Source organism: Stenotrophomonas sp. FBCC-B152, assembly GCF_059134105.1.
Genome location: NZ_CP101442.1, coordinates 1,558,694 through 1,581,793, shown reverse-complemented (window position 1 = coordinate 1,581,793; position 23,100 = coordinate 1,558,694). Strand labels below are relative to the sequence as shown.

General features: G+C 66.3%; 23 protein-coding genes. 13 read left to right on the top strand and 10 right to left on the bottom strand.

What is annotated here, in order from left to right; all coding sequences use genetic code 11:
* Positions 1-28 precede the first annotated feature (28 nt).
* Both NMB40_RS07555 and NMB40_RS07550 read left to right on the top strand, forming a co-directional pair.
* Positions 29-679: a response regulator gene (locus NMB40_RS07555; RefSeq protein ID WP_494360631.1), complete on the top strand. Its 651-nt coding sequence runs from the start codon at positions 29-31 to the stop codon at positions 677-679.
* On the top strand, positions 676-3,030 hold the full coding sequence (locus NMB40_RS07550; RefSeq protein ID WP_494360630.1) for an ATP-binding protein: 2,355 nt from the start codon (positions 676-678) through the stop codon (positions 3,028-3,030). Before NMB40_RS07555 ends, NMB40_RS07550 begins: the two co-directional genes overlap by 4 nt.
* Here NMB40_RS07550 and NMB40_RS07545 read toward each other — a convergent pair.
* The 6 genes from NMB40_RS07545 to NMB40_RS07520 all read right to left on the bottom strand — a co-directional run bounded on the left by NMB40_RS07545 (position 2,975) and on the right by NMB40_RS07520 (position 10,197).
* Positions 2,975-3,247, bottom strand: a complete 273-nt coding sequence (locus tag NMB40_RS07545; protein ID WP_068851817.1) for a hypothetical protein — start codon at positions 3,245-3,247, stop codon at positions 2,975-2,977. The genes NMB40_RS07550 and NMB40_RS07545 overlap by 56 nt on opposite strands.
* Positions 3,248-3,326: 79 nt before the next feature.
* Positions 3,327-3,731: a fluoride efflux transporter CrcB gene (gene crcB / locus NMB40_RS07540; RefSeq protein ID WP_282247653.1), complete on the bottom strand. Its 405-nt coding sequence runs from the start codon at positions 3,729-3,731 to the stop codon at positions 3,327-3,329.
* Positions 3,731-5,032, bottom strand: coding sequence for a replication-associated recombination protein A (locus tag NMB40_RS07535; RefSeq protein WP_494360629.1), 1,302 nt, complete (start codon positions 5,030-5,032; stop codon positions 3,731-3,733). The genes crcB and NMB40_RS07535 overlap by 1 nt, the downstream gene beginning before the upstream one ends.
* 111 nt (positions 5,033-5,143) lie before the next feature.
* Positions 5,144-5,782 carry an outer membrane lipoprotein periplasmic chaperone LolA gene (gene lolA, locus NMB40_RS07530; protein WP_494360628.1) on the bottom strand — a complete coding sequence of 213 codons (639 nt, stop codon included), beginning with the start codon at positions 5,780-5,782 and terminating at the stop codon, positions 5,144-5,146.
* 64 nt (positions 5,783-5,846) lie between these two features.
* Complete coding sequence (locus NMB40_RS07525) at positions 5,847-7,817, bottom strand: DUF3857 domain-containing protein (protein WP_494360627.1); 1,971 nt, start codon at positions 7,815-7,817, stop codon at positions 5,847-5,849.
* A 13-nt stretch (positions 7,818-7,830) separates the two neighbouring features.
* A complete protein-coding gene (locus NMB40_RS07520) occupies positions 7,831-10,197 on the bottom strand; it encodes a DNA translocase FtsK (protein WP_494360626.1) in 2,367 nt (788 codons plus the stop codon).
* 197 nt (positions 10,198-10,394) lie between these two features.
* Between NMB40_RS07520 and trxB the strand changes: the two genes are divergently transcribed.
* From trxB to NMB40_RS07505, 3 genes are all read left to right on the top strand, one after another.
* Complete coding sequence (trxB, locus tag NMB40_RS07515) at positions 10,395-11,366, top strand: thioredoxin-disulfide reductase (protein WP_068851800.1); 972 nt, start codon at positions 10,395-10,397, stop codon at positions 11,364-11,366.
* Positions 11,367-11,481: 115 nt separating this feature from the next.
* Positions 11,482-11,769, top strand: coding sequence for a type II toxin-antitoxin system RelE/ParE family toxin (locus tag NMB40_RS07510; protein ID WP_494360625.1), 288 nt, complete (start codon positions 11,482-11,484; stop codon positions 11,767-11,769).
* Positions 11,770-11,824: 55 nt separating this feature from the next.
* Positions 11,825-12,127 (top strand): addiction module antidote protein, encoded by a 303-nt coding sequence (locus tag NMB40_RS07505; protein WP_282245163.1) that lies wholly within the window; start codon positions 11,825-11,827, stop codon positions 12,125-12,127.
* A gap of 78 nt (positions 12,128-12,205) precedes the next feature.
* Here NMB40_RS07505 and NMB40_RS07500 read toward each other — a convergent pair whose 3' ends face one another.
* Positions 12,206-13,747, bottom strand: a complete 1,542-nt coding sequence (locus tag NMB40_RS07500; RefSeq protein WP_494360624.1) for an N-acetylmuramoyl-L-alanine amidase — start codon at positions 13,745-13,747, stop codon at positions 12,206-12,208.
* A gap of 174 nt (positions 13,748-13,921) precedes the next feature.
* Positions 13,922-14,434 (bottom strand): hypothetical protein, encoded by a 513-nt coding sequence (locus NMB40_RS07495; protein WP_494360623.1) that lies wholly within the window; start codon positions 14,432-14,434, stop codon positions 13,922-13,924.
* 193 nt (positions 14,435-14,627) lie between these two features.
* Between NMB40_RS07495 and NMB40_RS07490 the strand changes: the two genes are divergently transcribed.
* The 4 genes from NMB40_RS07490 (at position 14,628) to NMB40_RS07475 (ending at position 17,393) form a co-directional block, all read left to right on the top strand.
* Positions 14,628-15,758, top strand: coding sequence for a GNAT family N-acetyltransferase (locus NMB40_RS07490; protein ID WP_494360622.1), 1,131 nt, complete (start codon positions 14,628-14,630; stop codon positions 15,756-15,758).
* Positions 15,755-16,489 carry a leucyl/phenylalanyl-tRNA--protein transferase gene (gene aat / locus NMB40_RS07485; RefSeq protein ID WP_494360621.1) on the top strand — a complete coding sequence of 245 codons (735 nt, stop codon included), beginning with the start codon at positions 15,755-15,757 and terminating at the stop codon, positions 16,487-16,489. Before NMB40_RS07490 ends, aat begins: the two co-directional genes overlap by 4 nt.
* 99 nt (positions 16,490-16,588) lie before the next feature.
* Positions 16,589-16,807 carry a translation initiation factor IF-1 gene (gene infA / locus NMB40_RS07480; protein ID WP_005409596.1) on the top strand — a complete coding sequence of 73 codons (219 nt, stop codon included), beginning with the start codon at positions 16,589-16,591 and terminating at the stop codon, positions 16,805-16,807.
* Positions 16,808-17,024: 217 nt separating this feature from the next.
* Positions 17,025-17,393: a hypothetical protein gene (locus NMB40_RS07475; protein ID WP_494360620.1), complete on the top strand. Its 369-nt coding sequence runs from the start codon at positions 17,025-17,027 to the stop codon at positions 17,391-17,393.
* A gap of 40 nt (positions 17,394-17,433) precedes the next feature.
* Here the strand turns inward: NMB40_RS07475 and clpA are convergent, their stop codons facing one another.
* Together clpA and clpS are read right to left on the bottom strand one after the other, a co-directional pair.
* Positions 17,434-19,716: an ATP-dependent Clp protease ATP-binding subunit ClpA gene (gene clpA / locus NMB40_RS07470; RefSeq protein ID WP_249834254.1), complete on the bottom strand. Its 2,283-nt coding sequence runs from the start codon at positions 19,714-19,716 to the stop codon at positions 17,434-17,436.
* A 265-nt stretch (positions 19,717-19,981) separates the two neighbouring features.
* Positions 19,982-20,311, bottom strand: a complete 330-nt coding sequence (gene clpS, locus NMB40_RS07465) for an ATP-dependent Clp protease adapter ClpS (protein ID WP_068851786.1) — start codon at positions 20,309-20,311, stop codon at positions 19,982-19,984.
* Positions 20,312-20,405: 94 nt separating this feature from the next.
* On the opposite strand from clpS, the gene NMB40_RS07460 reads away from it, so the two are divergent.
* Genes NMB40_RS07460 through hflD form a run of 4 tightly spaced genes read left to right on the top strand, consistent with a single transcriptional unit; the run spans position 20,406 to position 23,080 of the window.
* Complete coding sequence (locus tag NMB40_RS07460; RefSeq protein ID WP_282245179.1) at positions 20,406-20,870, top strand: hypothetical protein; 465 nt, start codon at positions 20,406-20,408, stop codon at positions 20,868-20,870.
* Between the two features lies 1 nt (position 20,871).
* Complete coding sequence (locus tag NMB40_RS07455) at positions 20,872-21,333, top strand: NUDIX hydrolase (protein ID WP_494360619.1); 462 nt, start codon at positions 20,872-20,874, stop codon at positions 21,331-21,333.
* Positions 21,330-22,469, top strand: a complete 1,140-nt coding sequence (mnmA, locus tag NMB40_RS07450) for a tRNA 2-thiouridine(34) synthase MnmA (protein ID WP_494360618.1) — start codon at positions 21,330-21,332, stop codon at positions 22,467-22,469. Before NMB40_RS07455 ends, mnmA begins: the two co-directional genes overlap by 4 nt.
* Positions 22,466-23,080, top strand: coding sequence for a high frequency lysogenization protein HflD (gene hflD, locus NMB40_RS07445; RefSeq protein ID WP_494360617.1), 615 nt, complete (start codon positions 22,466-22,468; stop codon positions 23,078-23,080). The genes mnmA and hflD overlap by 4 nt, the downstream gene beginning before the upstream one ends.
* The last annotated feature ends 20 nt before the right edge of the window (positions 23,081-23,100 follow it).

Sequence of the window (23,100 nt, the reverse complement as noted above, 5' to 3'; positions counted from 1 at the left end):
GCGCAAATCCCACGATTGCGTGCCTCCTTTGTCTCGACGCCATCCAGGCCCCGCATATGGACCGCTGCTGCCGTCCGTACTCAACATCGCCCTGCTTGATGACCACGATGTCGTCCGGCATGGCAGCTACGTGCACCTGTCCACCGACCCGCGCTTCCACGTGGTCGGCAACCACGCCCACACCCGATCGTTGATCAACACGTTGCAGCGCCACCTGGTGGACGTGGCTGTGGTGGACTACACGCTGGCCGAAGGCGACCTGCAGGGCATGGAACTGCTGCGCATGCTGCGGCGCCGGTTCCCGCGCGTGCGGGTGTTGATGTTCTCGGCCAACGTGCACCACGTCATGATCTCCAACACCATGGCCGCGGGCGCGGCCGGCGTGGTGTCCAAGGGCGAGACCCTGGAAGCGCTGGCGCGCGCGGTGATGCGCGTGGCCGCCGGGCACACCCACGTGCCGGTCAACTACCGCGACGAACATGCCGAACACCGGTTGTCGCAGAGCGAGCGCGAAGTGCTGCAGCTGTGCCTGAGCGGCATGACCGTGACCGACATCGCCCTGCAGCGCAACCGCAGCATCAAGACCATCAGCACCCAGAAGCACGCGGCGTTCCGCAAGCTTGGCCTGCGCACCGACCGCGACCTGTTCACCCTTCGCCACCAGCTGGCGGTGTGGTGAGCGGCGACTGGACCTGGACCGGCGCCTTGACCGGGGTGCTGGTCGGCCTGCTGCTGCCTGTCACCCCGGGCAGCAGCGCCGAACCCCGGCTGGTCCGGGTGGCGGCCGACCCTTCCCAGCACGGCCTGCTGGCCAATGACAGCCGCGCCGCGCGCGACAGCAACCTGATCACCGGCTATGCGCAGCTGGTGGCCGAACAGGCCGGACTGGAGTTCCGCGAGCAGCCGGTGGAATCGGCCACCGCCGCGCTGCAGGCACTGTGCGACGGGCGCGCCGACCTGATGATGCTGCTGGGGCCATTGGACAACGCCCCCTGCACCGCGCTGGCCGCCTCGCCGGCGTACTACCGCGGCCAGACCCTGATGGCCAGCCGCCACGCCCAGGCGCACCCGCCGGAATTCGCGCACCTGCGCCGGGTGGCGGTGGTGCGCGGCACCCGCCTGGCCGAATGGCTGGAGGCTTACCACCCCCACCTGCAGGTGGTCGACCTGCCCAGCCTGCGCGAAGCGCTGTCCGCCGTGGAAGCGGGCGTGGTGGACGCGGCGCTGGACCTGGATGTGGCGATGCGCCCCGTGGTGCGCCGCGAGTTCGGCAACAGCCTGCTCCTGCACGGCGGGCCTTCCACCCTGCCGGGCAGCCTGCACCTGGTGGTGCGCCACCGCGACCGCGCCCTGCTCGACCAGATCCACCAGGCGATGCGCTCGATCAGCCCGCAGGAACACGCCATGCTGATGCAGCGCTGGACCAAGGCCACCTACCTGAGCGGGCCATCGCTGCAGGTGATGTCGCAGCACGTCCGCTGGGAACTGCTCGCGGGCGGGCTGATCCTGCTGGCCCTGCTCACCGCCGGGGTGTGGATGCGCGTGGCACAGCAGTCGGCGCGGCGCAGCGAACGCCAGCAGGCGCGCTTCATCGCCGTGATGAGCCACGAGGTGCGCAACGCCGCGCAGGCGCTGGTCACCTCGGTGGATCTGCTGCACCAGTCGGGCCTGGACCAGGGCCAACGGCAGCTGGTGAACGCCGCACGCAACGCCGGGGCCGGGCTGCGCCACCTGCTCGGCCATGCGCTGGACTACTCGCGCCTGGCCACCGTCGAGTACCACCCTACCCCAGGCTGGCACGACATCCGCCAGCTGGCCCGCGACTGCGTGGCGGTGGCACGCCCCGGCGCCGAGGCCAAGGGCCTGTCGATCACCCTGCTGCAGGACATCGACCCGCTGCCGCGCATGTGGCTCGACGGCGACGCGCTGCGCCAGGTACTCAGCAACCTGCTGGGCAACGCGGTGAAGTTCACCGACGTGGGGCATGTGGAGGTGACCTTGTCGCTGCAGCTTGACCAGGACAGCGCGCACCTGTGGCTGGCGGTCCGCGACACCGGGATCGGCATTCCGGCGGACCAGCACGAGCGTGTGTTCAAGGCATTCGCGCAGGCCCATGACGACCATTCACGGCAGATGGGCGGGGCCGGTCTCGGCCTGTCCATCTGCCAGGACCTGGTGCGCGGCATGGGCGGGACGGTGCAGCTGGGCAGCGCGCCGGGCGCCGGCAGCCGCTTCGACGTGCGCCTGCCGGTGGTACTGGAAGCAACCAGCCTCTGCGCGGGGGAGCATCCCTTGGCGGGACGCACCCTGCTGCTGGTGGAAGACCATGCGTTGAACCGGACGGTGGTGTGCCGCCAGCTGGAAGCACTGGGCGCGTCGGTGAGCAGCTGCGCCGACGGCGCCAGCGCCCTGCAGAGCCAGGCTGCCGAGCCCTGCGGCGTGGTGCTGCTGGATTGCGTGCTTGGCGACATGAGCGGCTACGAGCTGGCCGTGCAGCTGCGCCAGCTGGAACGCCGCCACGGGCGCACACCGGCGGTGCTGGTGGCGTTGTCGGCCAATGATTCGCCGTCCCACGCTGAGCGCTGCCTGGCCTGCGGAATGGATGCGGTGCTGTGCAAGCCGCTGGAGATCCGCAGCCTGTTGCGGGCATTGCGGGTGGAGGAGCCGGCGAGCAAGCCGCCCCTGTCCGCAGACCCGGGTGCGGTCATCGACCCGATCTGGGTCGAGATCCTGCAATCGCTGCAGGAAGAGCAAAACGCGCTGCACTACGCACTCCGCGAACAGTCCGGAACGGCCCTGCGACACCACGCGCATCGCCTGGCCGGTGTCCTGCAGATGCTGGGGCAGCCGGACCTGGCCGCGATTGCCGGCGACCTGCACGAGCTGGACCTGGAGCAGCCGGCCGACTGGCGGGAAGCCGAGCGACTGCTCGGTTACCTGCGCCCAGCGGTCACTGCGCTGGTGGGCGGAGCGATCACTTCAACTGCAGGGGATAGCGCTGCCACAACACGTGCACCAGGAACCCGGTGAGCTCGGCATCCTTGGCGCTGATCGCCGCGCGGATCTTGTCCAGCAGCACCATGTCGCTGCAGGTGCGCACGTCAGCATGGTCGGCCTGCCCGGCACGGCGGGCCCGGTAGCGGGCCGCCCGTTGGGCATCGGTCATGGCGTAGCCGAACGTGGGCGGACGGCCGCGCTTGCGCGGCAGCATCAGCTCCAGGGTGCCGGGATCTTCTTCATCACGCATGACGGACGGGCGATACAAACGGGGGCCGGAACAATATCGTGAGAGTTCACGGAAATCCAGCAGAAATGCGCGAAATCGATCAACGCGCGGCGGCGGACTCCGCCAACCGCGCACCGAGCCACACCAGCGCAAAGCCGGCGACGAGACTGATGCCCAGATACGTCGGCATCACCCAGCCGCGTCCGTTGCGGACCAGCAGCACCGCCTCCAGCATCATCGACGAAAACGTGGTGAGCCCGCCGATGATCCCCACGATGGCGAAGGCGCGCCAATACAGCGCGGCGCTGCCGCGGGTCTGCAGCCACACCACCACGTAGCCGACCGCGAAGGCGCCCACCAGGTTCACCGTGAGCGTGCCCCAGGGGAAGCCGTTGCCGAACTGGCGCAGCATGGCGTCGCCGATGATGAAACGCAGCGCCGCGCCCAGCGCGCCACCGGCCATCACCAGCCCCAGCTGCTGCCACCACGCCCCGAAGCCACCCATCATTCGTTCCCCTTGCGCGCCCGCGCCTGTTCGCGCTCTGCACGCAGGCGGTCGAGCTTTTCCTTCAGCTTGATTTCCAGTCCGCGCGCCACCGGCTGGTAATACACCCGCTCGCCCATCGCATCTGGGAAGCCGGTCTGGTCCAGCGCGATGCCACCTTCTGCATCGTGGTCGTACTGGTAGGTCTTGCCGTAACCCAGCTCTTTCATCAGCTTGGTCGGCGCATTGCGCAGGTGCAGCGGCACTTCCTGGGTGCCGGTCTCGCGCACTTCCTGCTTGGCCAGGTTGAAGGCGGCGTAGCCGGCGTTGGACTTGGCGGTGCTGGCCAGGTACAGGACCAGCTGGGCGAAGGCCAGCTCGCCTTCCGGGCTGCCCAGCCGCTCGTAGATGTCCCAGGCTTCCAGCGCCATCGACTGCGCGCGGGGGTCGGCCAGGCCGATATCCTCGATCGCCATGCGGGTCAGGCGCCGGGCCAGGTAGGACGGATCGCAGCCACCGTCCAGCATGCGCGTCAGCCAGTACAGCGCCGCATCCGGGTTGGAGCTGCGCACCGACTTATGCAGCGCCGAGATCTGGTCGTAGAACTGCTCACCGCCCTTGTCGAAACGACGGGTGCGGTCGGCCAGCACCTGCACCAGCATCTCCGGGCTGATCCGCCCGCCTTCACCACCGGCCAGTTCGGCGGCGATCTCCAGCAGGGTCAGCCCGCGCCGCACATCACCATCGGCGGCGGTGGCGATCTCCAGCAGGGCGTCGGGCGTGACCTGCAGCGCTTCGGCACCGAGCCCGCGCTCCTTGTCCAGCAGCGCCCGCTCCAGCGCCTCGACGATGTCGGCCGGCGACACCGCTTCCAGCACGTGCACGCGGCAGCGCGACAGCAGTGCCGAATTGAGCTCGAACGAGGGATTTTCCGTGGTCGCACCGACGAACACGATGGTGCCGCGTTCGATGTGCGGCAGGAACGCATCCTGCTGGGCCTTGTTGAAGCGGTGCACTTCGTCCACGAACAGCACCGTGCGGCGGCCTTCGGCGAAGCGCTGGGCGGCTTCGGCCAGCACCACCCGGACCTCGGGAAGGCCCGACAGCACGGCGGAGATGGCACGGAATTCGGCGTCGGCGTAGTGCGCCAGCAGCAGCGAGAGCGTGGTCTTGCCGCAGCCTGGCGGCCCCCACAGGATCATCGAGTGCACATGCCCGGACTCGACCGCCCGGCGCAGCGCGCTGCCCGGGGCCAGCAGGCGCTTCTGCCCCACCATCTCATCGAGGGTCTGCGGGCGCATGCGCTCGGCAAGCGGGCGCATGCTGTCCCGATCCACCGTCAGCAGATCGGGTTCATTGAATGTCGTTCGGTTTCTGGCCACGCCACTATTGTATGACCGAATGACGTAGCGCCGGGCCGTGCCCGGCTACCCTCAATTGCCGATGACGTCGGTGCCCTTCGGCGGCGTGAACGTGAAGGTGGTCTTCGGGAACGTCGGGTTCCGCTTCCAGTCCTTGAAAGAGATCACCGTGCGCTGGTTCACCGCATCGGTCACTTCCATGCGGGCCAGGCCCTGCGCGTTGAAGCCCAGCGCGGCGTACTGGAACGAGGTCTCGGTTTCCCGCTTCGGGGTCAGCGACAGCCACTGCAGGCCATCACGCGGGGCGGCTTCCTCACTGACGTCGTACTGCTTTTCCAGCAGCGCCGGGGTGATCAGCGCGATCAGCGGGCTGTTCTGTTCCTCGGCGCCCTGCACTCGCTTGGTCGCCTGCTGCAGGTCCGGCTCGTATACCCACACGTTCCTGCCATCGGCAATGATCAGCTGCTCGTGCGGGACCTTGTACTCCCAACGGAACTGGTTCGGCACGGACAGCGCCACGCTGCCGCTGGTGGTTTCCTTCACCTTGCCCTTGCTGTCGAACACCTTCTGCTCGAACGTGCCGTCCAGGCCCTTAAGGCCCTTGGTGAACGTGGTCAGCTCATCGCGGGCGCCGGCCCAGGCAGACACCGACCCGACACTGGCGCAGACCAGCGTGGCGGCGACGAGACAGCGGCGGAAGGTGCTCTGCATACGGATATCCAATGAACGTAGGAAGGATGGCCGGCAGTGTGCCGAGGTCATCCTGAATGGGGGATCAGGGGACGGATTGCACGGTGCGCAGGTCGCCGTAGACCACCTGCCCGCGGAAGCCGCGCCGCACCTGCTGGTACAGCTCGCGGAACGCAGCATAGTCGCCCGGCTGGCACAGCGCATCCGCCCCGCGCACCGCGTTCTGGTGCAGGCGGTGGCGGGCAACGATGGCCTGGCCCTCGCGGGTCCACTGCAGCGTGTACTCGCCGGCGGCATTGCGGAACTGCTGGTTGCGCGGCATCGCCACGATCGGCACCCCCGCCGGGAACGCCAGACGGTAGGTTTCCTCGCGCAGGTTGTCGTTGCAGTAGAACGGGGTGGCGTTGTCCGGCGCCGAGGTGGTGGCGTAGATGTCACGGAACGACTCACCCCCGGGCGGGTCCGGCAGCACCATGCCACCGACCACGCCGAAGTCCACGTAATCGCGTGCGTGGAAGTCGTAGCGGTAGTTGAACGGCCGGGTCAGGTCCTGCGGGTCGCCCAGCAGGGTCAGCGTGCCGCTGCCATCGAAGCCGGACGAGGCCATGATGGATTCCTCCACCCGCGCGCGGTTCTGCGCGTTGAGCCGGGCGAACGAGCCACGCATGCCGATCTCGCCCACTTCGCGCGGCTGGGGGTTCGTCTGCCCCTGCAGGTTGCCGTCCTTATCGAACTGGAACGTGACCTCGAACCCGCTGCCATTGCGTGCAGCATCGTTGGCCGGCGTGCGCGCCACGTTGGCCTGCCGGGTATGCAACACCGGCGCACCCAGGTCGCCGTCGGGCAGCTGGCCGAAGCGCGCATACGCGCTGGTCGAATCCAGGTACAGGTCGAACTCGGGAATGTAGGTGATGGCGTGGTTGAAGCGGCCCAGCAGCGGAATGTCCGGCAGGGTCGGGCCGCCGCCGGCGCCGATCAGCACCGGTGTGCTGTCGATGCCGCGCGCGGCCAGCAGCGCCTCCAGAATCACCACATGGTCCTTGCAGTCGCCGTAGTGGTTGTCGAGGATGCTCTGCGCCGGGTTAGGCTCCAGCCCGCCGTTGCCCAGGTACACCGCCACGTAGCGGATGTTCTGCGACACCCAGCGGTACAGCGCGGCGGCCTGCTCACGGCGGTCCACGATGCCGCGGGTGACCTCGTCGGCCAGCGCCTGGATGCCCGGGGTCACCCGTGCCGCTTCGCCGCCCTTGAGCTGGTAGGCCTGCGCCACCTGCGCCCAGTCGCGGTACGTACTGGCCATGATGGTCGGGCTGAATTCCCACGGCGCGGCGGTCCAGATCTGCACCGGCATCGGGTCCGGGCGGCGGTAGCGCCAGGCCCAGGTCGCCTGCCCGTTCCGGATCACGGGTTTCTGGCTGCCCTGCACGCCCCGCTGCTGCACATACATCGGCAGGGAGGCCGGCGCGCTCAGGGTGACCTGCGCATCGTCGTACTGGGAGAACCCGCTGAAGGTTTCCCACAGGCTGAAGTAGCCCGGGAAGTACGGCAGGTTCTGGGTGCGGCGGGTCTGGTAGACCACCCGGGTGCCCGGCGCCAGGTTGGGGAACACCACCACCCGCACCTTGCGGTCGGCGTACATGGCCGCCGCGGCGCTGGAGTAGCTTTCCTGGGTGTAGATGCGGTCGGCCGGCACGTCGCGGCGCTGGCCGTCGGCGGTCAGGGTGTAGGCCGACAGCACCTCCAGCGTTTCCATCTTCTCGCTGTAGCTCAGCCGCACCTGGCTGAACTGTTCCACCGCTGCCTTGGTCTTGAGCAGGATGTCATAGGACTCGGTCTGCACGTTGCCGGCATCAGGCCGCACCACGTAATCGGCGCGATAGCTGACGAAGCTGAAGTTGTTGCTGGCCTGGGTATCGCTGGCGGCGGCCGGCGGGGCCGGTGCCGGTGCCGGCGCCATTGCAGGCGCCGGCACCTGGGCCGGGGCGACCGCCTGGGCCGACACCAGCAAAGGCGCCAACGCCAGCGCGAACGCGGTCATCCATGTCATGCGGATCATTGCGGTTCCGGCGTTATTTCGGCGGGGGCGGCGCAAGGACGCTGCGGTCGCCATTGTGTTCGGGTGGGGTGACCACGCCGGCCATCTCCATGGCTTCGATCAGGCGCGCGGCGCGGTTGTAGCCGATCTTCAGCCGGCGCTGCACGCCGGAAATCGAGGCGCGCCGGGTTTCGGTCACGATCCGCACCGCTTCGTCGTACAACGGGTCCGATTCGTCCCCTGCCCCGCCACTGGACTCGGGCAGGCCACCGGCGCCGACCACCACGCCATCGCCCATCATCTGCACTTCGTCGAGCACGCCGCTGATGTAGTCGGCCGGGCCGCTGGCCTTGAGGTGCTCCACCACGCGGTGCACTTCCTCATCGGAAACGAACGCACCGTGTACACGGTCGGGCAACGCGGTGCCGGGCGGCAGGTACAGCATGTCGCCGTGGCCCAGCAGCGTTTCGGCGCCGGACTGGTCCAGGATGGTGCGCGAATCGATCTTGGAACTGACCTGGAAACCGATGCGGGTCGGGATGTTGGCCTTGATCAGGCCGGTGATCACATCCACCGACGGGCGCTGGGTGGCCAGGATCAGGTGGATGCCGGCCGCACGCGCCTTCTGCGCCAGGCGCGCGATCAGTTCTTCGACCTTCTTGCCGACGATCATCATCATGTCGGCGAATTCGTCGATGAAGATGACGATGAAGGGCAGCGTTTCCAGCGGACGCGGGGCTTCGCCCAGCTCCGGGTTCGGCTTGAACAGCGGGTCCATCAGCGGCTGGCCGGCGTCTTCGGCGTCCTTGACCTTCTTGTTGAAGCCGGCCAGGTTGCGCACGCCCACCGCGCTCATCAGCTTGTAGCGCCGCTCCATTTCAGCCACGCACCAGCGCAGGCCGTTGGCGGCTTCCTTCATGTCGGTGACCACCGGCGCCAGCAGGTGCGGGATGCCCTGGTAGACGCTCAGCTCGAGCATCTTCGGGTCGATCATCAGCATCCGCAGGTCTTTCGGCGAGGCCTTGTACAGCAGGCTGAGCACCATGGCGTTGACCGCCACCGACTTGCCCGAGCCGGTGGTACCGGCCACCAGCAGGTGCGGCATGCGCGCCAGGTCGGCCACGGTCGGGCGGCCGGCGATGTCCTTGCCCAGGGCAAGGGTGAGCGGGCTGGCCGACTTGTCGTACTCCTTGGAGCGCAGCAGTTCGGACAGGTAGATCATTTCGCGGGTGACGTTGGGGATCTCAAGACCCACCACCGACTTGCCCGGAATCACGTCCACCACGCGCACCGACTTGACCGACAGGCCGCGGGCGATGTCCTTGTCCAGCGAGCTGATCTGGCTGACCTTGATGCCCGGCGCCGGCTCGATCTCGAAACGGGTGATCACCGGGCCCGGGTACGCGCCGACGACCTGCGCATCGATGCGGAAGTCCTTGAGCTTGAACTCGATCTGGCGCGACAGCGTTTCCAGCGTCTCTTCGTCGTAGCCCTTGGGCTGCGGTTTGGGATCATCCAGCAGCGCCAGCGGCGGCAGGTCCGAGCCATCGCCATTGACGCCGCGGAACATCGGAATCTGGGTTTCGCGCTTGGCCCGGTCGCTCTTTTCCAGCACCGGCTCCGGGCGTGGCTCGATCTTGACCGGCTCGCGCTTGGCGCGCACTTCCGCGTCCACCTTGCGCACTTCCTGGCGTTCCTCGCGCATGGCGCGGGTCTGCTGCCATTCGGTGGCCTGTTCCTTCTTCTTGCTGAGCAGCGGCGGCAGCGCCAGCACCGCCCGGCCGATCTTCTCCATCACCACGAACCACGAAATGCCGGTGGCCAGGGTGATCGAGGCCAGCAGCAGCACCAGCACGAACAGGTTCGCGCCCAGTGCGCCGAACCCGGCGCTGAGCGAATTGCCGACCAACCGGCCGAGGATGCCGCCGGCATGGCCCACATCGCCACTGAACAGCCGCAGGTGCAGGAAGCCGGTGCCGGCAATCAGGAAGCCGACCAGCCCGACCAGCCGCAGTGCGGGATCCAGGTCGTGTTCGCCCTTGCTCTCGCGCTTGAGCCCGAACATGGCAAACCACGCCAGCGCGCCCAGCACCACCGGCAGCAGGAAGGCCATGTAGCCGAACAGCTGCAGCAGTACGTCGGCCACCCAGGCGCCTACCCGCCCGCCCATGTTGTGGATGGGCGCCACCACGCTGCCGGTGTGCGACCAGCCCGGATCGCTCGCCGAATAGGTGAACAGGCTGGCGACCAGATACAGCAGCGCCGGCGCGATCGCGATCAGGCCGAGGTCGCGCCACAGGCGCTGCCGACGGGGATTTTCGACCGGTGCCGCAGCCGCAGCACGGCGCGACGCCGCTTTGCCGACGGGAGACTTGGATCGTTCCGGGACCTGTTTCGCCACCTTAGACCAGACCTTGGGAATGCACTGTTAGTGCTTGATAATAAACGACTGACGGCACGCCAACCACCACCGGCTGGGTTGCGCCGTTCCACCGCTCGCCTTGAATCGGGCGACCCCTGCCGCCACTCTATGACCTGTCTTGGACGCCGGGCAATCTTTCGCCAGCGCCCCGCCCCATCATCTCTTTGCGAGTCTACATGAGCAATTCCAAGCCTTCCCGCCACCAGAAGCTCGTCATCCTCGGTTCCGGCCCGGCCGGCTGGACGGCAGCGGTCTACGCCGCCCGCGCCAACCTGAACCCGGTGGTGATCACCGGCCTGCAGCAGGGTGGCCAGCTCATGACCACCACCGAAGTGGACAACTGGCCGGGCGACGCCCACGGCCTGATGGGCCCGGACCTGATGGCGCGCATGCAGGCCCACGCCGAGCGCTTCGAGACCGAAGTGATCTTCGACCACATCCACACCGCCGATGTGACCCAGCGCCCGTTCAAGCTGATCGGCGACAGCGCCGAATACACCTGCGACGCGCTGATCATCGCCACCGGCGCCACCGCCAAGTACCTGGGCATTCCGACCGAAGAGGCCTTCAAGGGCCGCGGCGTGTCGGCCTGCGCCACCTGCGACGGCTTCTTCTACCGTGACCAGGACGTGGTCGTGGTGGGCGGCGGCAACACCGCCGTGGAAGAGGCGCTGTACCTGTCCAACATCGCCCGCAAGGTCTACCTGGTCCACCGCCGCGACACCCTGAAGGCGGAAAAGATCATGCAGGACAAGCTGTTCGCCAAGGTCGCCTCGGGCAAGATCGAAACCGTGTGGCACCACCAGGTGGACGAAGTACTGGGCAATGAAGCCGGCGTCACCGGCGTGCGCGTGAAGTCCACCCTGGACGGCAGCACCCGCGACATCGACGCCCACGGCTTCTTCGTGGCCATCGGCCACCACCCCAACACCAGCTTGTTCGAGGGCCAGCTGACCATGAACAACGGCTACCTGGACATCCGCTCGGGCCTGGGCGGCAACGCCACCCAGACCTCGGTGGAAGGTGTGTTCGCCGCCGGCGACGTGGCCGACCAGCACTACCGCCAGGCCATCACCTCGGCCGGCTTCGGCTGCATGGCTGCACTGGATGCGGAGCGCTACCTGGACGCGAAGGGCGAGCTGAGCTGATCGGCGGCACCTGAAACACCCCAGAAGGCCGGCGCCCAGCGCCGGCCTTTTTCGTTTCGAGATCGCGGGACGTGGGGAGATAGACATAATGTAGCCCGTAGGCTACACTTTTTCGATGGAGCTACAGCGAACCGACCAATTCGCAGCGTGGATGGATGCCCTCAAGGACGTCGCAGGTCGCGCAAGGATCCTCGCCCGCATTCGCCGACTTGCCGATGGCAATCCCGGGGACCACCGCAATCTAAGCGGCGGAATAGCTGAGCTTCGCGTAGATGCAGGTCCCGGCTATCGCGTCTACTACACACAACGAGGCAACCGGATCATTATTCTTCTGGTTGGCGGCGATAAGAGCTCCCAGCAGCAAGATATTGAAAAGGCAAAGGAACTGGCTCGCAATTTATGACGCCATACGAAAGAAGAAGAGCACCGCGCAACGAAACTACCGGAGCTACAGCGACATGACAGCCAAGAAGAAGACAAAGGTAGAAAAGTTTGACGTTGCGGAGCACCTGCGCACCCCGGAGGAAATGGCCGCGTACCTGGATGCCTGCATCATGGAAAGTGACGGCGACTCCGCATTCATCGCCAAGGCGCTCGGTGATATTGCCCGCGCCCAAGGCATGAGCAAGGTCGCGCGCGACGCGGGCGTTTCACGTGAGAGCCTGTACCGAGCCCTCTCCGGCGAGCGCAGCCCGGATTTCGCCACGATCCTGAAGGTGACGCGCGCCCTCGGCGTGCAGTTGCATGCCACCGCTGCCTAAACTTCATTCTGTCTCCGAAGGCCGGCGCAATGCGCCGGCCTATACCTTTGCACCCAACCTTCCTTATGCGCCGGCCGATCAACCACCGCCCTGGCATGTCATCCAGTGCTCGACGGGGCCGGATGTGACGCCATCGGCATCGCGCATTACCGTGCTCCAGTTGACCATGCCATAGCCGCTCCCTTCGCAGGACATCTGCACCTTGATGGGAGAGGCGGATGCTTCCGCAACCGTCTTCTCTTCCGCCCTGCAGGCCCCGGGCTGGGTGCAGTAAACAGGCGTGAAGCTGAGGGTTATCGGGAACTGTGGATGGCCGTCGAAACGAACGTTGGTCTCTGCCGCGCCGTTCGCAGGAACGGTAACGCGATCAATCTTTGACAACGCCAGCGGCGTACAGTCCTTGCCATCACGGAACAGGCGGTAGCCCTTCTCAACCCCCTTCATGGAAGCCGCACGGAACACCGGGTCCAATAGTGCCGCCGCATCTTCCGGATGCGTATGAAATGCCGTCTCGACAATGATCGATGGCATAGCGGCAAGCCTGTTCTCGCCCTTGTCTGCGGCATGGGGCGCCGATGCGACAATGAAGTCACCATAACCCGCGGCACTCCGGATCAGCTCTTTCATCGCGCACAGCACGCTGGCCCCCAGCGCCGCATCTACGGACCGCCCTGGCTGGACAATGACGCGGGCGCCGCGAGCTGCACCCGTGTCGTCCGCATTGCTGTGCATGTGTATGGCAACCTCTGCACCCAGGTGATTGGCGAGCAGTGGGCGACTGTTGATGTCCTCCTTGTATTCACGATCATGGGCCGCACTCCCTGCGTGGGTATTCCATATATCGGGATGACCCGGGTACTGCGCCGCCACTGCGTAGCGCGCGGCCATCCGCCACCACTCCCGCCCGCTTTCGGGGTGTGCCTCGGCACCACCCTGGACGCGAGGTCGGTACACCGGCATCTGAGAGCGGGATTCGAGAGCACTCTTGAGTTCGGCGGCATAGGACGGCGTGAGCATCCCCTCCATAATCCCGTTATGCTCTTCTCGCTGCGTCTTCCATACGCGGTCCTTGTGATCAAGGTAGTACCCGTGGCCGGCCGCCACGAATGCCACGCCTGAACCTGTCACAATCCCGATCCTCTGTCGCTCCTGCTTTTCACGACGGATGCGCTCGCCCGCCTCTCGAGCCTTGTCGTCCTCCTGCTTAACCTCTGGAAAGTAGTGGTAAATATCGAAACCACCGTAAAGGTACTTGACCTGCGAAACATGCAGGTATGGCTCCGTCACAGTCAGCAACGCGTTATCAATAAGACTACGCTGGTCTTCAAATGCTGGACCATAGTCACGGGGCAGGAACGCGCGATCCAGGCGCACAGTGATGACGCCTCGCGCAAGGTCAACAGAGGCACTGGCACGACTGCTCCGCACCTGCCCTTCAAGCAGTTTGATTCGCCCGGTCAGGTCCCGGGCTGTACGTGTCAGGAGCAGATCGAGCTCCGTATCAATTTCCGTGCCCGCAACCGAAGAAGCGTGAAGCACAGCGGGGACGACGACACAGCATGCGCCGACAGCAAGCATTGATGTGGAAAGAACGCAGCGGAAACGGTTTCGTTTGATCATGGTAAAACTCCTTGAGTGGGCTGAAGGTTGCGCCGCCTGCTCGGCGTGCCACTTGAAATCTGCTCCCATTGGGCTTGCCGATTTGGGCGCTCAAGCACCTTTCGTCCACCATCTCGAAAAACGTTTCAATCGAAGATTGGAAACCGATCGACCCCGCCTAAAACACCCCATCTCTTATCGGCCCACCCAATCCTTTTCCCCCGATCGATCTACGTTTCTTTGTGGAGGCACCGCAAGATCCTCGGGGAAGTAGTACTTGAGCGGCTTTCCCTGGAACCGGAAGTCCACATCAACGATGGGAAGCCCAGCCTTCTCTGCGTATAGACGAAGCGTCACAGCGAGTTCATGCAGAAACATCTCTGCATATCCCTCGCCAGTTCCCGGAAGAAAGCCCTGGCCAAAGTCTGCCAGCACCTGCTTCTTGCTCATGTCGATGGTGACCTTCACATCAACCGTTCGCAGCACATCCCTGCTCTGCAGGTAGGTCGAAACGCCTCTGGACGCTTCCTTCTCCATCAGGTGGATCAGCTCGGCATCGACGTACCAGGTCGTCTGCGTAGCCTCATCTTTCGATTCGATGGGGTGGCCATTGCCGCCAGGCACGGGCGCAGCCTGTGAATCAACGACACCCGCAGCAAGCAGAATCCCGCACCCCACCGCGAACAAATGTAGGCCTTTACTTACCATTTCCGTTTCTCCTTGAAGGTAGTTGACGCATCTCCGGATGCGCCAGCGAAATCTCCTCCCTTCAGGGCCACACGAACGCGCCCCAACGCACGCTTCCCGGCCGCTACTGAACGACTTTCCTATCGGTTACCGCAAGCCGATCAACGCCGCCTAAAACACCCCGTTTTCCATCGGCCTGCCCTATCCTTCAGCCATGCCCGATATACGCTTCCTACATCGCCTCACCGACCTGTCCGCCGCCGACTGGGATGCGCTGCACGACGGCCGCAACCCGTTCGTCAGTTACGCGTTCCTGCAGGGGCTGGAAGAACACGGCTGCCTGCGTGCGGAATGGGGTTGGCGGCCGCGCCACTTCACCTTGTGGGACGGCGACCAGTTGATCGGGGCGGTACCGGGTTACCTGAAGGACAACTCGCATGGCGAGTTCGTGTTCGATCACGCCTGGGCCAATGCGTATGCCCGCCACGGGCTGGCGTACTTCCCGAAGTGGCTGGGCGCGGTGCCGTATTCGCCGGTGAGCGGGCCGCGGCTGCTGGCCAGGGATGCAGGAACCGCGCGCACGCTGGTGGAGACCCTGCGCGCCGAAGTGGCCCGCATGGGCTGGTCGTCGGCGCACGTGAACTTCCACCTGGCCGATGACGACGCCGCGTTCGGCCCGGACTGGCTGCTGCGCAAGGACATCCAGTTCCAGTGGCACAACCCGGGCGACTGGACCGACTTCAGCAGCTTCCTGGCCGCCATGGACCACAAGCACCGCAAGAACATCCGCCAGGAGCGCGCCAAGCTGGCCCGCACCGGGGTGAGCTACCGGATCGTGCACGGCGATGAAGCCACCGACGCCGACCTGCAGGCCATGCACGACTTCTACCTGCAGACCTTCAGCGAATACGGCAATTCGCCGGCACTGACCCTGCCGTTCGTGCAGCACCTGGCCACGACGATGCCGCGCCAGCTGGTGATCTTCCTGGCCATGCTGGAGGGCCAGCCGGTGGCCGGCGCGCTGTGCCTGCGCGGCGGCGATACCCTGTACGGCCGTTATTGGGGCGGCGCCACCCTGCCCGGCCTGCATTTTGAAACCTGTTACTACCAGGGCATCGAGTACTGCCTGCGCGAAGGGCTCACCCGCTTCGAGCCCGGCGCGCAGGGCGAGCACAAGCTGGCGCGCGGCTTCCTGCCGCACCCGGTACGCAGCAGGCACTGGCTGGCCGAGCCGGCATTTGCCGGCGCGCTGGCCGGCTGGTGCGAACAGGAGCGCGAGGAAGTGCAGCGCTACGCGCAGCTGCTGGCGGAGCACACCCCCTTCAAGTCGATCGAATCCACATGACGCGGCACCTGCCCTGGCGGCTGGACGACCGTCCGGATGCGCCCTTCCCGCCTGCCGAAACCGCGCTGCGGGACCCGGATGGCCTGCTGGCGCTCGGTGGCGACCTCTCGCCGGTGCGCCTGCTCAATGCCTACGCCGGCGGCATCTTCCCGTGGTTCTCGGAGGGCCAGCCGCTGCTGTGGTGGTCACCGGACCCGCGCATGGTGTTCCGCACCGATGGGGTGCACCTGTCCTCGCGTTTCCGCCGCAGCCTGCGCGCCAGCGGCTGGGTAGTGCGTGCCGATACCCGCTTCCGCGAGGTGATCGAGGCCTGCGCGGCCAGCCCCCGCCCGGGGCAGGACGGCACCTGGATCACCCGGGACATGGTCGAGGCCTATGTGGCGCTGCATGCCCTGGGGTTCGCCCACTCGGTCGAGGTGTTGGACGGCGACCGACTGGTGGGCGGGATCTACGGGGTGGCCATCGGCCGGATGTTCTTCGGCGAGAGCATGTTCAGCGCGGCCAGCGGCGGCTCCAAGGTGGCACTGGCCGGGTTGGCCCATCGGCTGTCGTCGTGGGGCTGGCCATTGATCGATGCGCAGGTGGAGAACGAGCACCTGCTGCGGATGGGGGCCGAGCATTGGCCGCGTGAACGGTTCCTGGGCATTGTCCGGGCGCAGGTGGCTACCGATGAGGCGCCTGGAGCGTGGACCGCGCGGTTTGGGGAGATTCCAGCCGCCTCACTGGCCTGAGGCAGGCGGTTAACGCAATCTTTGCATCCCGGAGGAGATGCGCGTAAAATGCCCGCTCTTAAGGCCAGCTCGGCCGTTTATAGAACTGCACAGGACTACATGTCGAAAGACGACTCCATCGAGTTCGAAGGCACCGTCAGCGAGACGCTGCCGAACACCACTTTCCGCGTTCGACTGGAAAATGGGCATGAAATCATCGCCCACATCTCCGGCCGCATGCGCAAGAACTACATCCGCATCCTGACGGGCGACCGTGTCAAGGTTGAAATGACGCCCTACGACCTGACCAAGGGTCGCATAACCTACCGCATGAAGTAAGCGGAAGGGCGGCTTCTCCGGAAGACGCGATCAAAGGCCGGCCCTGCGCTGGCCTTTTTGCGTGGGCGCCATTCAGCTGCGCCCACCATGCCGGCAGTCACCCTGCCCCACGGCACCCTGACATCAGTCAGCCTGCCTTGATGCAGATTCGCCACCGGCCAAAGGTGGGCACTGTGGTCTACGGTCCACTCCGGACCGTGACCTACTGGCCCCCGCCATGAAGACCCTGATTGCGCTTTGCCTGTTGGTTGTTTCCAGCGCTGCCGGTTCGGCGTCCGCGCAGAGCGCGCCCGCTGCCGCGGCCGGCTCCGATTGCATCACCCTGTCCAGCGACCAGCAGCTGGTCCGCAAGGGCGCCGATCGCAGCATCCTGCTGCGCAACGGCACCGATCACTACATCGTCCACTTCGAGACCAGCTGTAGCCAGGCGGGTTTCTCGCGCAAGCTGGAGTTCACCACCCCGAACAATGACGGCCAGCTGTGTGGCGCAAGTGCCAGCAAGCTGCGCACCGACACCGGCAGCTGTGTCGTCAAAGAGCTCGAGCCGATCAGCGCTGAGTCGTTCGCATCCCGCGCGCGGCGTTGATTGACCGCCAAAGAAAACGCCCCGCGAGGGGCGTTTTTGGTTACTCGACCGTTGCGGGTAGCAGCCGCTCCGGTTCGGCCTGCGCTTCGACGAACAGTTCGTCGTCGCGCACGTCGATGCTGACCCGGCCACCATTGACCAGCTTGCCGAACAGCAGCTCGTCGGCCAGCGGGCGCTTGACCTTGTCCTGGATCACGCGGGCCATCGGGCGCGCGCCCATCAGCGGGTCGAAGCCGTGGCGGGCCAGCCAGTCGCGCGCCGTCGGCGTGGCCGACAGGCTGACGTGCTTTTCCTGCAACAGCATTTCCAGCTCGATCAGGAACTTGTCCACCACGCGCAGGATGTGCTCGAAGCCCAGCGGCTGGAACTGCACCACCGCATCTAAGCGGTTGCGGAATTCCGGCGTGAAGCTCTTGCGGATGATCTCCATCGCGTCGGTGGCGTGGTCCTGGCGGGTGAAGCCGATCGAACGCCGCGAGGCCTGGGCCGCACCGGCATTGGTGGTCATCACCAGCACCACGTTCTTGAAGTTCGCTTCGCGCCCGTTGGTGTCGGTGAGCACGCCACGGTCCATGACCTGCAGCAGGATGTTGAAGATGTCCGGGTGGGCTTTTTCCACCTCGTCCAGCAGCAGCACGCAGTGCGGGGTCTTGACGATCTTTTCGGTGAGCAGGCCACCCTGGTCGAAGCCGACATAACCCGGGGGCGCACCGATCAGGCGGCTGATTGAGTGCGGCTCCATGTATTCGCTCATGTCAAAGCGCACCAGCTCGATGCCCAGCTGCAGCGCCAGCTGCTTGGTCACCTCGGTCTTGCCCACGCCGGTGGGGCCGGCGAACAGGAAGTTGCCGATCGGCTTTTCCGGGTTGGCCAGGCCCGAACGGGCCAGCTTGATCGCCGAGGACAGCGTCTCGATGGCCGGGTCCTGGCCGAAGATCACCATCTTCAGGTTGCGCTCCAGGTGCTGCAGCACGTCCTTGTCGGTGGCGCTGACCTGCTTGGCCGGAATGCGCGCCATCTTGGCCACGATCGTTTCAATTTCCTCGATATCGATCAGCTCCTTGCGCTCACCCTCGGGCAGCAGGCGCTGGCGGGCACCGGCCTCATCGATCACGTCGATGGCCTTGTCCGGCAGCAGGCGGTCGCCGATGTGCTTCACCGACAGGTCCACCGCCGCCTGGAGCGCGTCATCGGCGTAGGTCACGCCGTGGTGCGCTTCGTACTTGGGCTTGAGGCCCTGCAGGATCTCGTAGGTTTCGCCCACGGTGGGCTCGACGATGTCGATCTTCTGGAAGCGGCGTGCCAGCGCACGGTCCTTCTCGAAGATGCCGCGGTATTCCTGGAAGGTGGTGGAGCCAATACAGCGCAGCTCACCGGAGGCCAGCGCCGGCTTGATCAGGTTGGAGGCGTCCATGGTGCCGCCCGACGCCGACCCGGCACCGATGATGGTGTGGATCTCGTCGATGAACAGCACCGCGTTTGGCATCTTCTTCAGCGCGGTGAGCACGCCCTTCAGGCGCTTCTCGAAATCGCCGCGGTACTTGGTGCCGGCCACCAGCGCGCCCAGGTCGAGCGAATAAATCACCGCGTCGGCCAGTACGTCGGGCACCGAGCCTTCCACGATGCGCTTGGCCAGGCCCTCGGCGATGGCGGTCTTGCCCACGCCAGCCTCGCCCACGTAGAGCGGGTTGTTCTTGCGCCGGCGGCACAGGACCTGGATGGTGCGCTCGATTTCGTCGCGGCGGCCCACCAGCGGATCGATACGGCCGTTGCGGGCCGCCTCGTTGAGGTTGCTGGCGAACTCGGCCAGGGCATCGCCCTTGCCTTCGCCATCGCCACCTTCGGCGCGCCCTTCGGCATCCGACGACGGCGGCACTTCGCCCTCCTCGCCCAGCTTGGCGATGCCATGGGAGAGGTAATTGACGATATCCAGCCGGGTCACGTCCTGCTGGTTGAGGTAATAGACCGCGTGGGAGTCCTTTTCGCCGAAGATCGCCACCAGCACGTTGGCGCCGGTGACCTCCTTCTTGCCCGAGGACTGCACGTGGTACACGGCCCGCTGCAGCACACGCTGGAAGCCCAGGGTGGGCTGGGTGTCGCGGCCGTCATCTTCGGCCAGGCGCGAGACGGAGGCCTCGATGGCCTGCTCCAGCTCCTGGCGCAGGCGGTCGGCGTCGGCCCCGCATGCCTTGAGCACGGCCTGGGCGGACGGGTTGTCGAGCAGTGCCAGCAGCAGGTGTTCCACCGTCATGAACTCATGGCGGGCCTCACGGGCGCGCTTGTAGCACTGACCGATGGTGTGTTCGAGGTCTTTACTGAACATGTTCTACTCCGGCGGCAGTTGAGAACAATATGCGGCCTACCTGCACAATTTCCATCACCCTACTGGATCGGTGCGTTCAGATGGCGTTATCACTTGCGCGATCATGCCCCAGACACCGCCAGCATTGGCTGCCCACCCGTGATGGGGACGTCATCGACCGATTGCAGGCGCCCCGCCCCCTTGGCGGTCCCCGGCGCTCTTTCCCTCATGGACGGGCATAGGGGCCGGGAACGGCCACCGGCCGGCTGTGCCGTCGAACGGGGTGTTACCCCGCCTTCTCCATCGTGCACAGCAGCGGATGCTGGTTCATGCGCGAGAACTCGTTGACCTGGGCGACCTTGGATTCGGCCACCTCGCGGGTGAACACACCGCACACGCCACGGCCACGGGTGTGCACGTTGAGCATCACCTGGGTGGCTTTTTCCAGATCCATCGAGAAGAAGTGCTGCAGCACGGTCACCACGAAATCCATCGGGGTGTAGTCGTCGTTCAGCAGCATCACCTGGTAGAACGGCGGCGGCGCGACCTCCGGCCGGGCCGGCTCCAGCGCTACGCCGTGGTCGTGGTGGGGTTCTTGGGAGGGCTCGCGGGGCATCCGGACATTATAGACGCCGCACCGGCCGGATTGGACGTTGGCCCCCTGCCCCCGTCACAATCCACTCATGGACACATACTTTCACAGGGATTTCATGAAAAGGATCGCCACCGCGCTGCTGCTGACCGCCACCGTGTTCGGGGCCCAGGCCGCAACGCCTGACAAGGCCGTCGGCCGCGTGCTGGACACGTTGAAGTACCCCTATGAGATCGACGAGGACGGCGACTACAAGCTGGTGTTCGATGTCGAAGGCGACCGCACCCAGCTGGTGTTCGTGCGCTCGGCCGTGGAAGAGTACGGCAAGCACCGCATCCGCGAGATCTGGTCGCCGGGCTACAACGCGCCGGGCAAGCAGTTCTCCGCCGCGGTGGCCAACCGCCTGCTGGAAGACTCCCAGGACGCCAAGCTGGGCGGCTGGGTCAAGCAGGAGCAGCTGGCCATGTTCGTGGTGAAGGTGGATGCCAACGCCAGCGCCGATGCGCTGAGCGAGGCCATCGAGGCGGCGATGAACACCGCCGATGCGATGGAACTTGAATTGACTGGAACGGACGAATACTGACGTGAACGAAGTGCAGGACCTGCGCTGGGCGCCGCATGTGACCGTGGCCACCGTGGTGGTGCGGGACGGGCGCCTGTTGCTGGTGGAAGAAGCCATCGACGGCCGCGCGGTGCTGAACCAGCCGGCCGGACACCTGGAGCCGGGCGAAAGCCTGGCCGCCGCCGCCGTGCGCGAGACCCTGGAAGAATCGGGCTGGACCGTCCGCCTGACCGCCTTCATCGGCACCTACCAGTGGACCGCGCCCGACGGCACGCCGTTCCTGCGCTTCGCCTACGCGGCCGAGCCGATCTCGCATGACCCGGCCCGCCCCCTGGACACCGGCATCCTGCGCGCGCTGTGGCTGGACCCGGCCCAGCTGCAGGCCGAGCCGTCCCGGCTGCGCAGTCCACTGGTCTGGGAGGTCGTTGCCGACTTCCTGGCCGGCCAGCGCCATCCGCTGTCGATCGTGAAGGAGGTTGCATGAGCACCCCGCGCATCATGGTCGGCGTCTCCGGCGGCGTGGATTCGTCCGTGGCCGCCTGGCGGCTGGTCCAGCAGGGCGAGCCGGTGGCCGGGCTGTTCATGCAGAACTGGGCCGACGACGGCAGCGGCGATTGCCGTGCCGAAGACGACCGCCGCGATGCGGTGGCCGTGTGCGGCCTGCTCGACATCCCGTTCCACTTCCGCGACTTCTCCAGCGAGTACTGGCAGGGCGTGTTCGAACACTTCCTGGCCGAATACGCAGCCGGACGCACCCCCAACCCGGACGTGCTGTGCAACCGCGAAGTGAAGTTCAAGCACTTCCTGGATGCGGCCCGCGAGCTGGGTGCAGAGCGGATCGCCACCGGCCATTACGCCCGCATCGCCCAGGTGGGCGGGCGCTGGGCGCTGCTGCGCGGCGCCGACCGCAGCAAGGACCAGAGCTACTTCCTGCACCAGCTGGGCCAGGCCCAGCTGGCCGCCACCCTGTTCCCGATCGGCGACCTGCAGAAGAACGACCTGCGCCGCATCGCCCGCGATGCGCGACTGCCGACCCACGCCAAGAAGGACTCGACCGGGATCTGCTTCATCGGCGAACGCGATTTCCGCGAGTTCCTGGGCCGTTACCTGCCGGCGCGTACCGGCGAGATCCAGGACCCGGACGGCAACCGCATCGCCGAGCACCCCGGGGTGTTCTATTTCACCCTGGGCCAGCGCGAGGGCCTGAACATCGGCGGCGTGCGTGGCCGCCCGGCGGCCCCGTGGTACGTGGTGGGCAAGGACGTGGCCAGCAACGTGCTGTACGTGGACCAGGACCGTGAAAGCCCCTGGCTGCAGTCGACCCGGCTGCATTCGGAAACCGCCCACTGGATCGCCGGGTCACCGCCTGCCCGGCAGTTCGAGTGCACCGCACAGACCCGCTACCGCCAGCCGGACGAGCCCTGCACGGTGCGGGTGCGCGACGATGGCAGCGTGGACGTGCGTTTCGCGCGGACGCAGCGTGCCGTCACCCCCGGGCAATCCCTGGTGTTGTATGACGACGAGGTATGCCTGGGTGGCGCGGTGATCGCCGCCACCGATGCGCCGCTGGAGCAGCGCCTGCGCACCGCCCCTTCCCCCTTCGAGGTATCTGCTGCATGAGTTTTTCCATCGACGACCGCGTCCTTGCCCTGGCTGGCATCGCCCAGGCGCTGCAGCAGGTGCGCCGCATCGCCGAAACCGGCCATTCCGAGGCCAGCGTGGTCCGCACCGCCATCGACAGCGTGTTCCGGATCGACGCCGACAGCCCGCAGGCCATCTACGGCAGCGCCGCCAACCTGGCCCCGGGCCTGCGCCTGCTGCACAACTATTTCCGCAGCCAGGGCCAGGACGAGATCCTGCCGCGGCTGGCCCTGGCCGTGCTGCAGCTGGAGCGCCGCTTCGTGCGCGAGCATGCGGTGGTCGAGCAGGTCAGCCAGGGCATCGCCCGCGCCCAGCGCCAGGCCGCCGAGCTGAACGACAGCGCCCACCCGGACGTGCTGTCCAGCTTGGGCGGGCTGTATGCCGACACCATCAGCCACCTCAAGCCGCGGGTGATGGTCCAGGGCAATCCGCACTACCTGGCCCAGGCCGGGGTGGTGGCCGAGATCCGCGCGCTGCTGCTGGCGGCGGTGCGTTCGGCGGTGTTGTGGCGCCAGACCGGCGGCCAGTACTGGGATTTCCTGATCTCGCGCAAGGCGATGATCGAAGCGGTTGACCGTCAGCTTCGCTGACGGAAAGGAGTGACGACCAA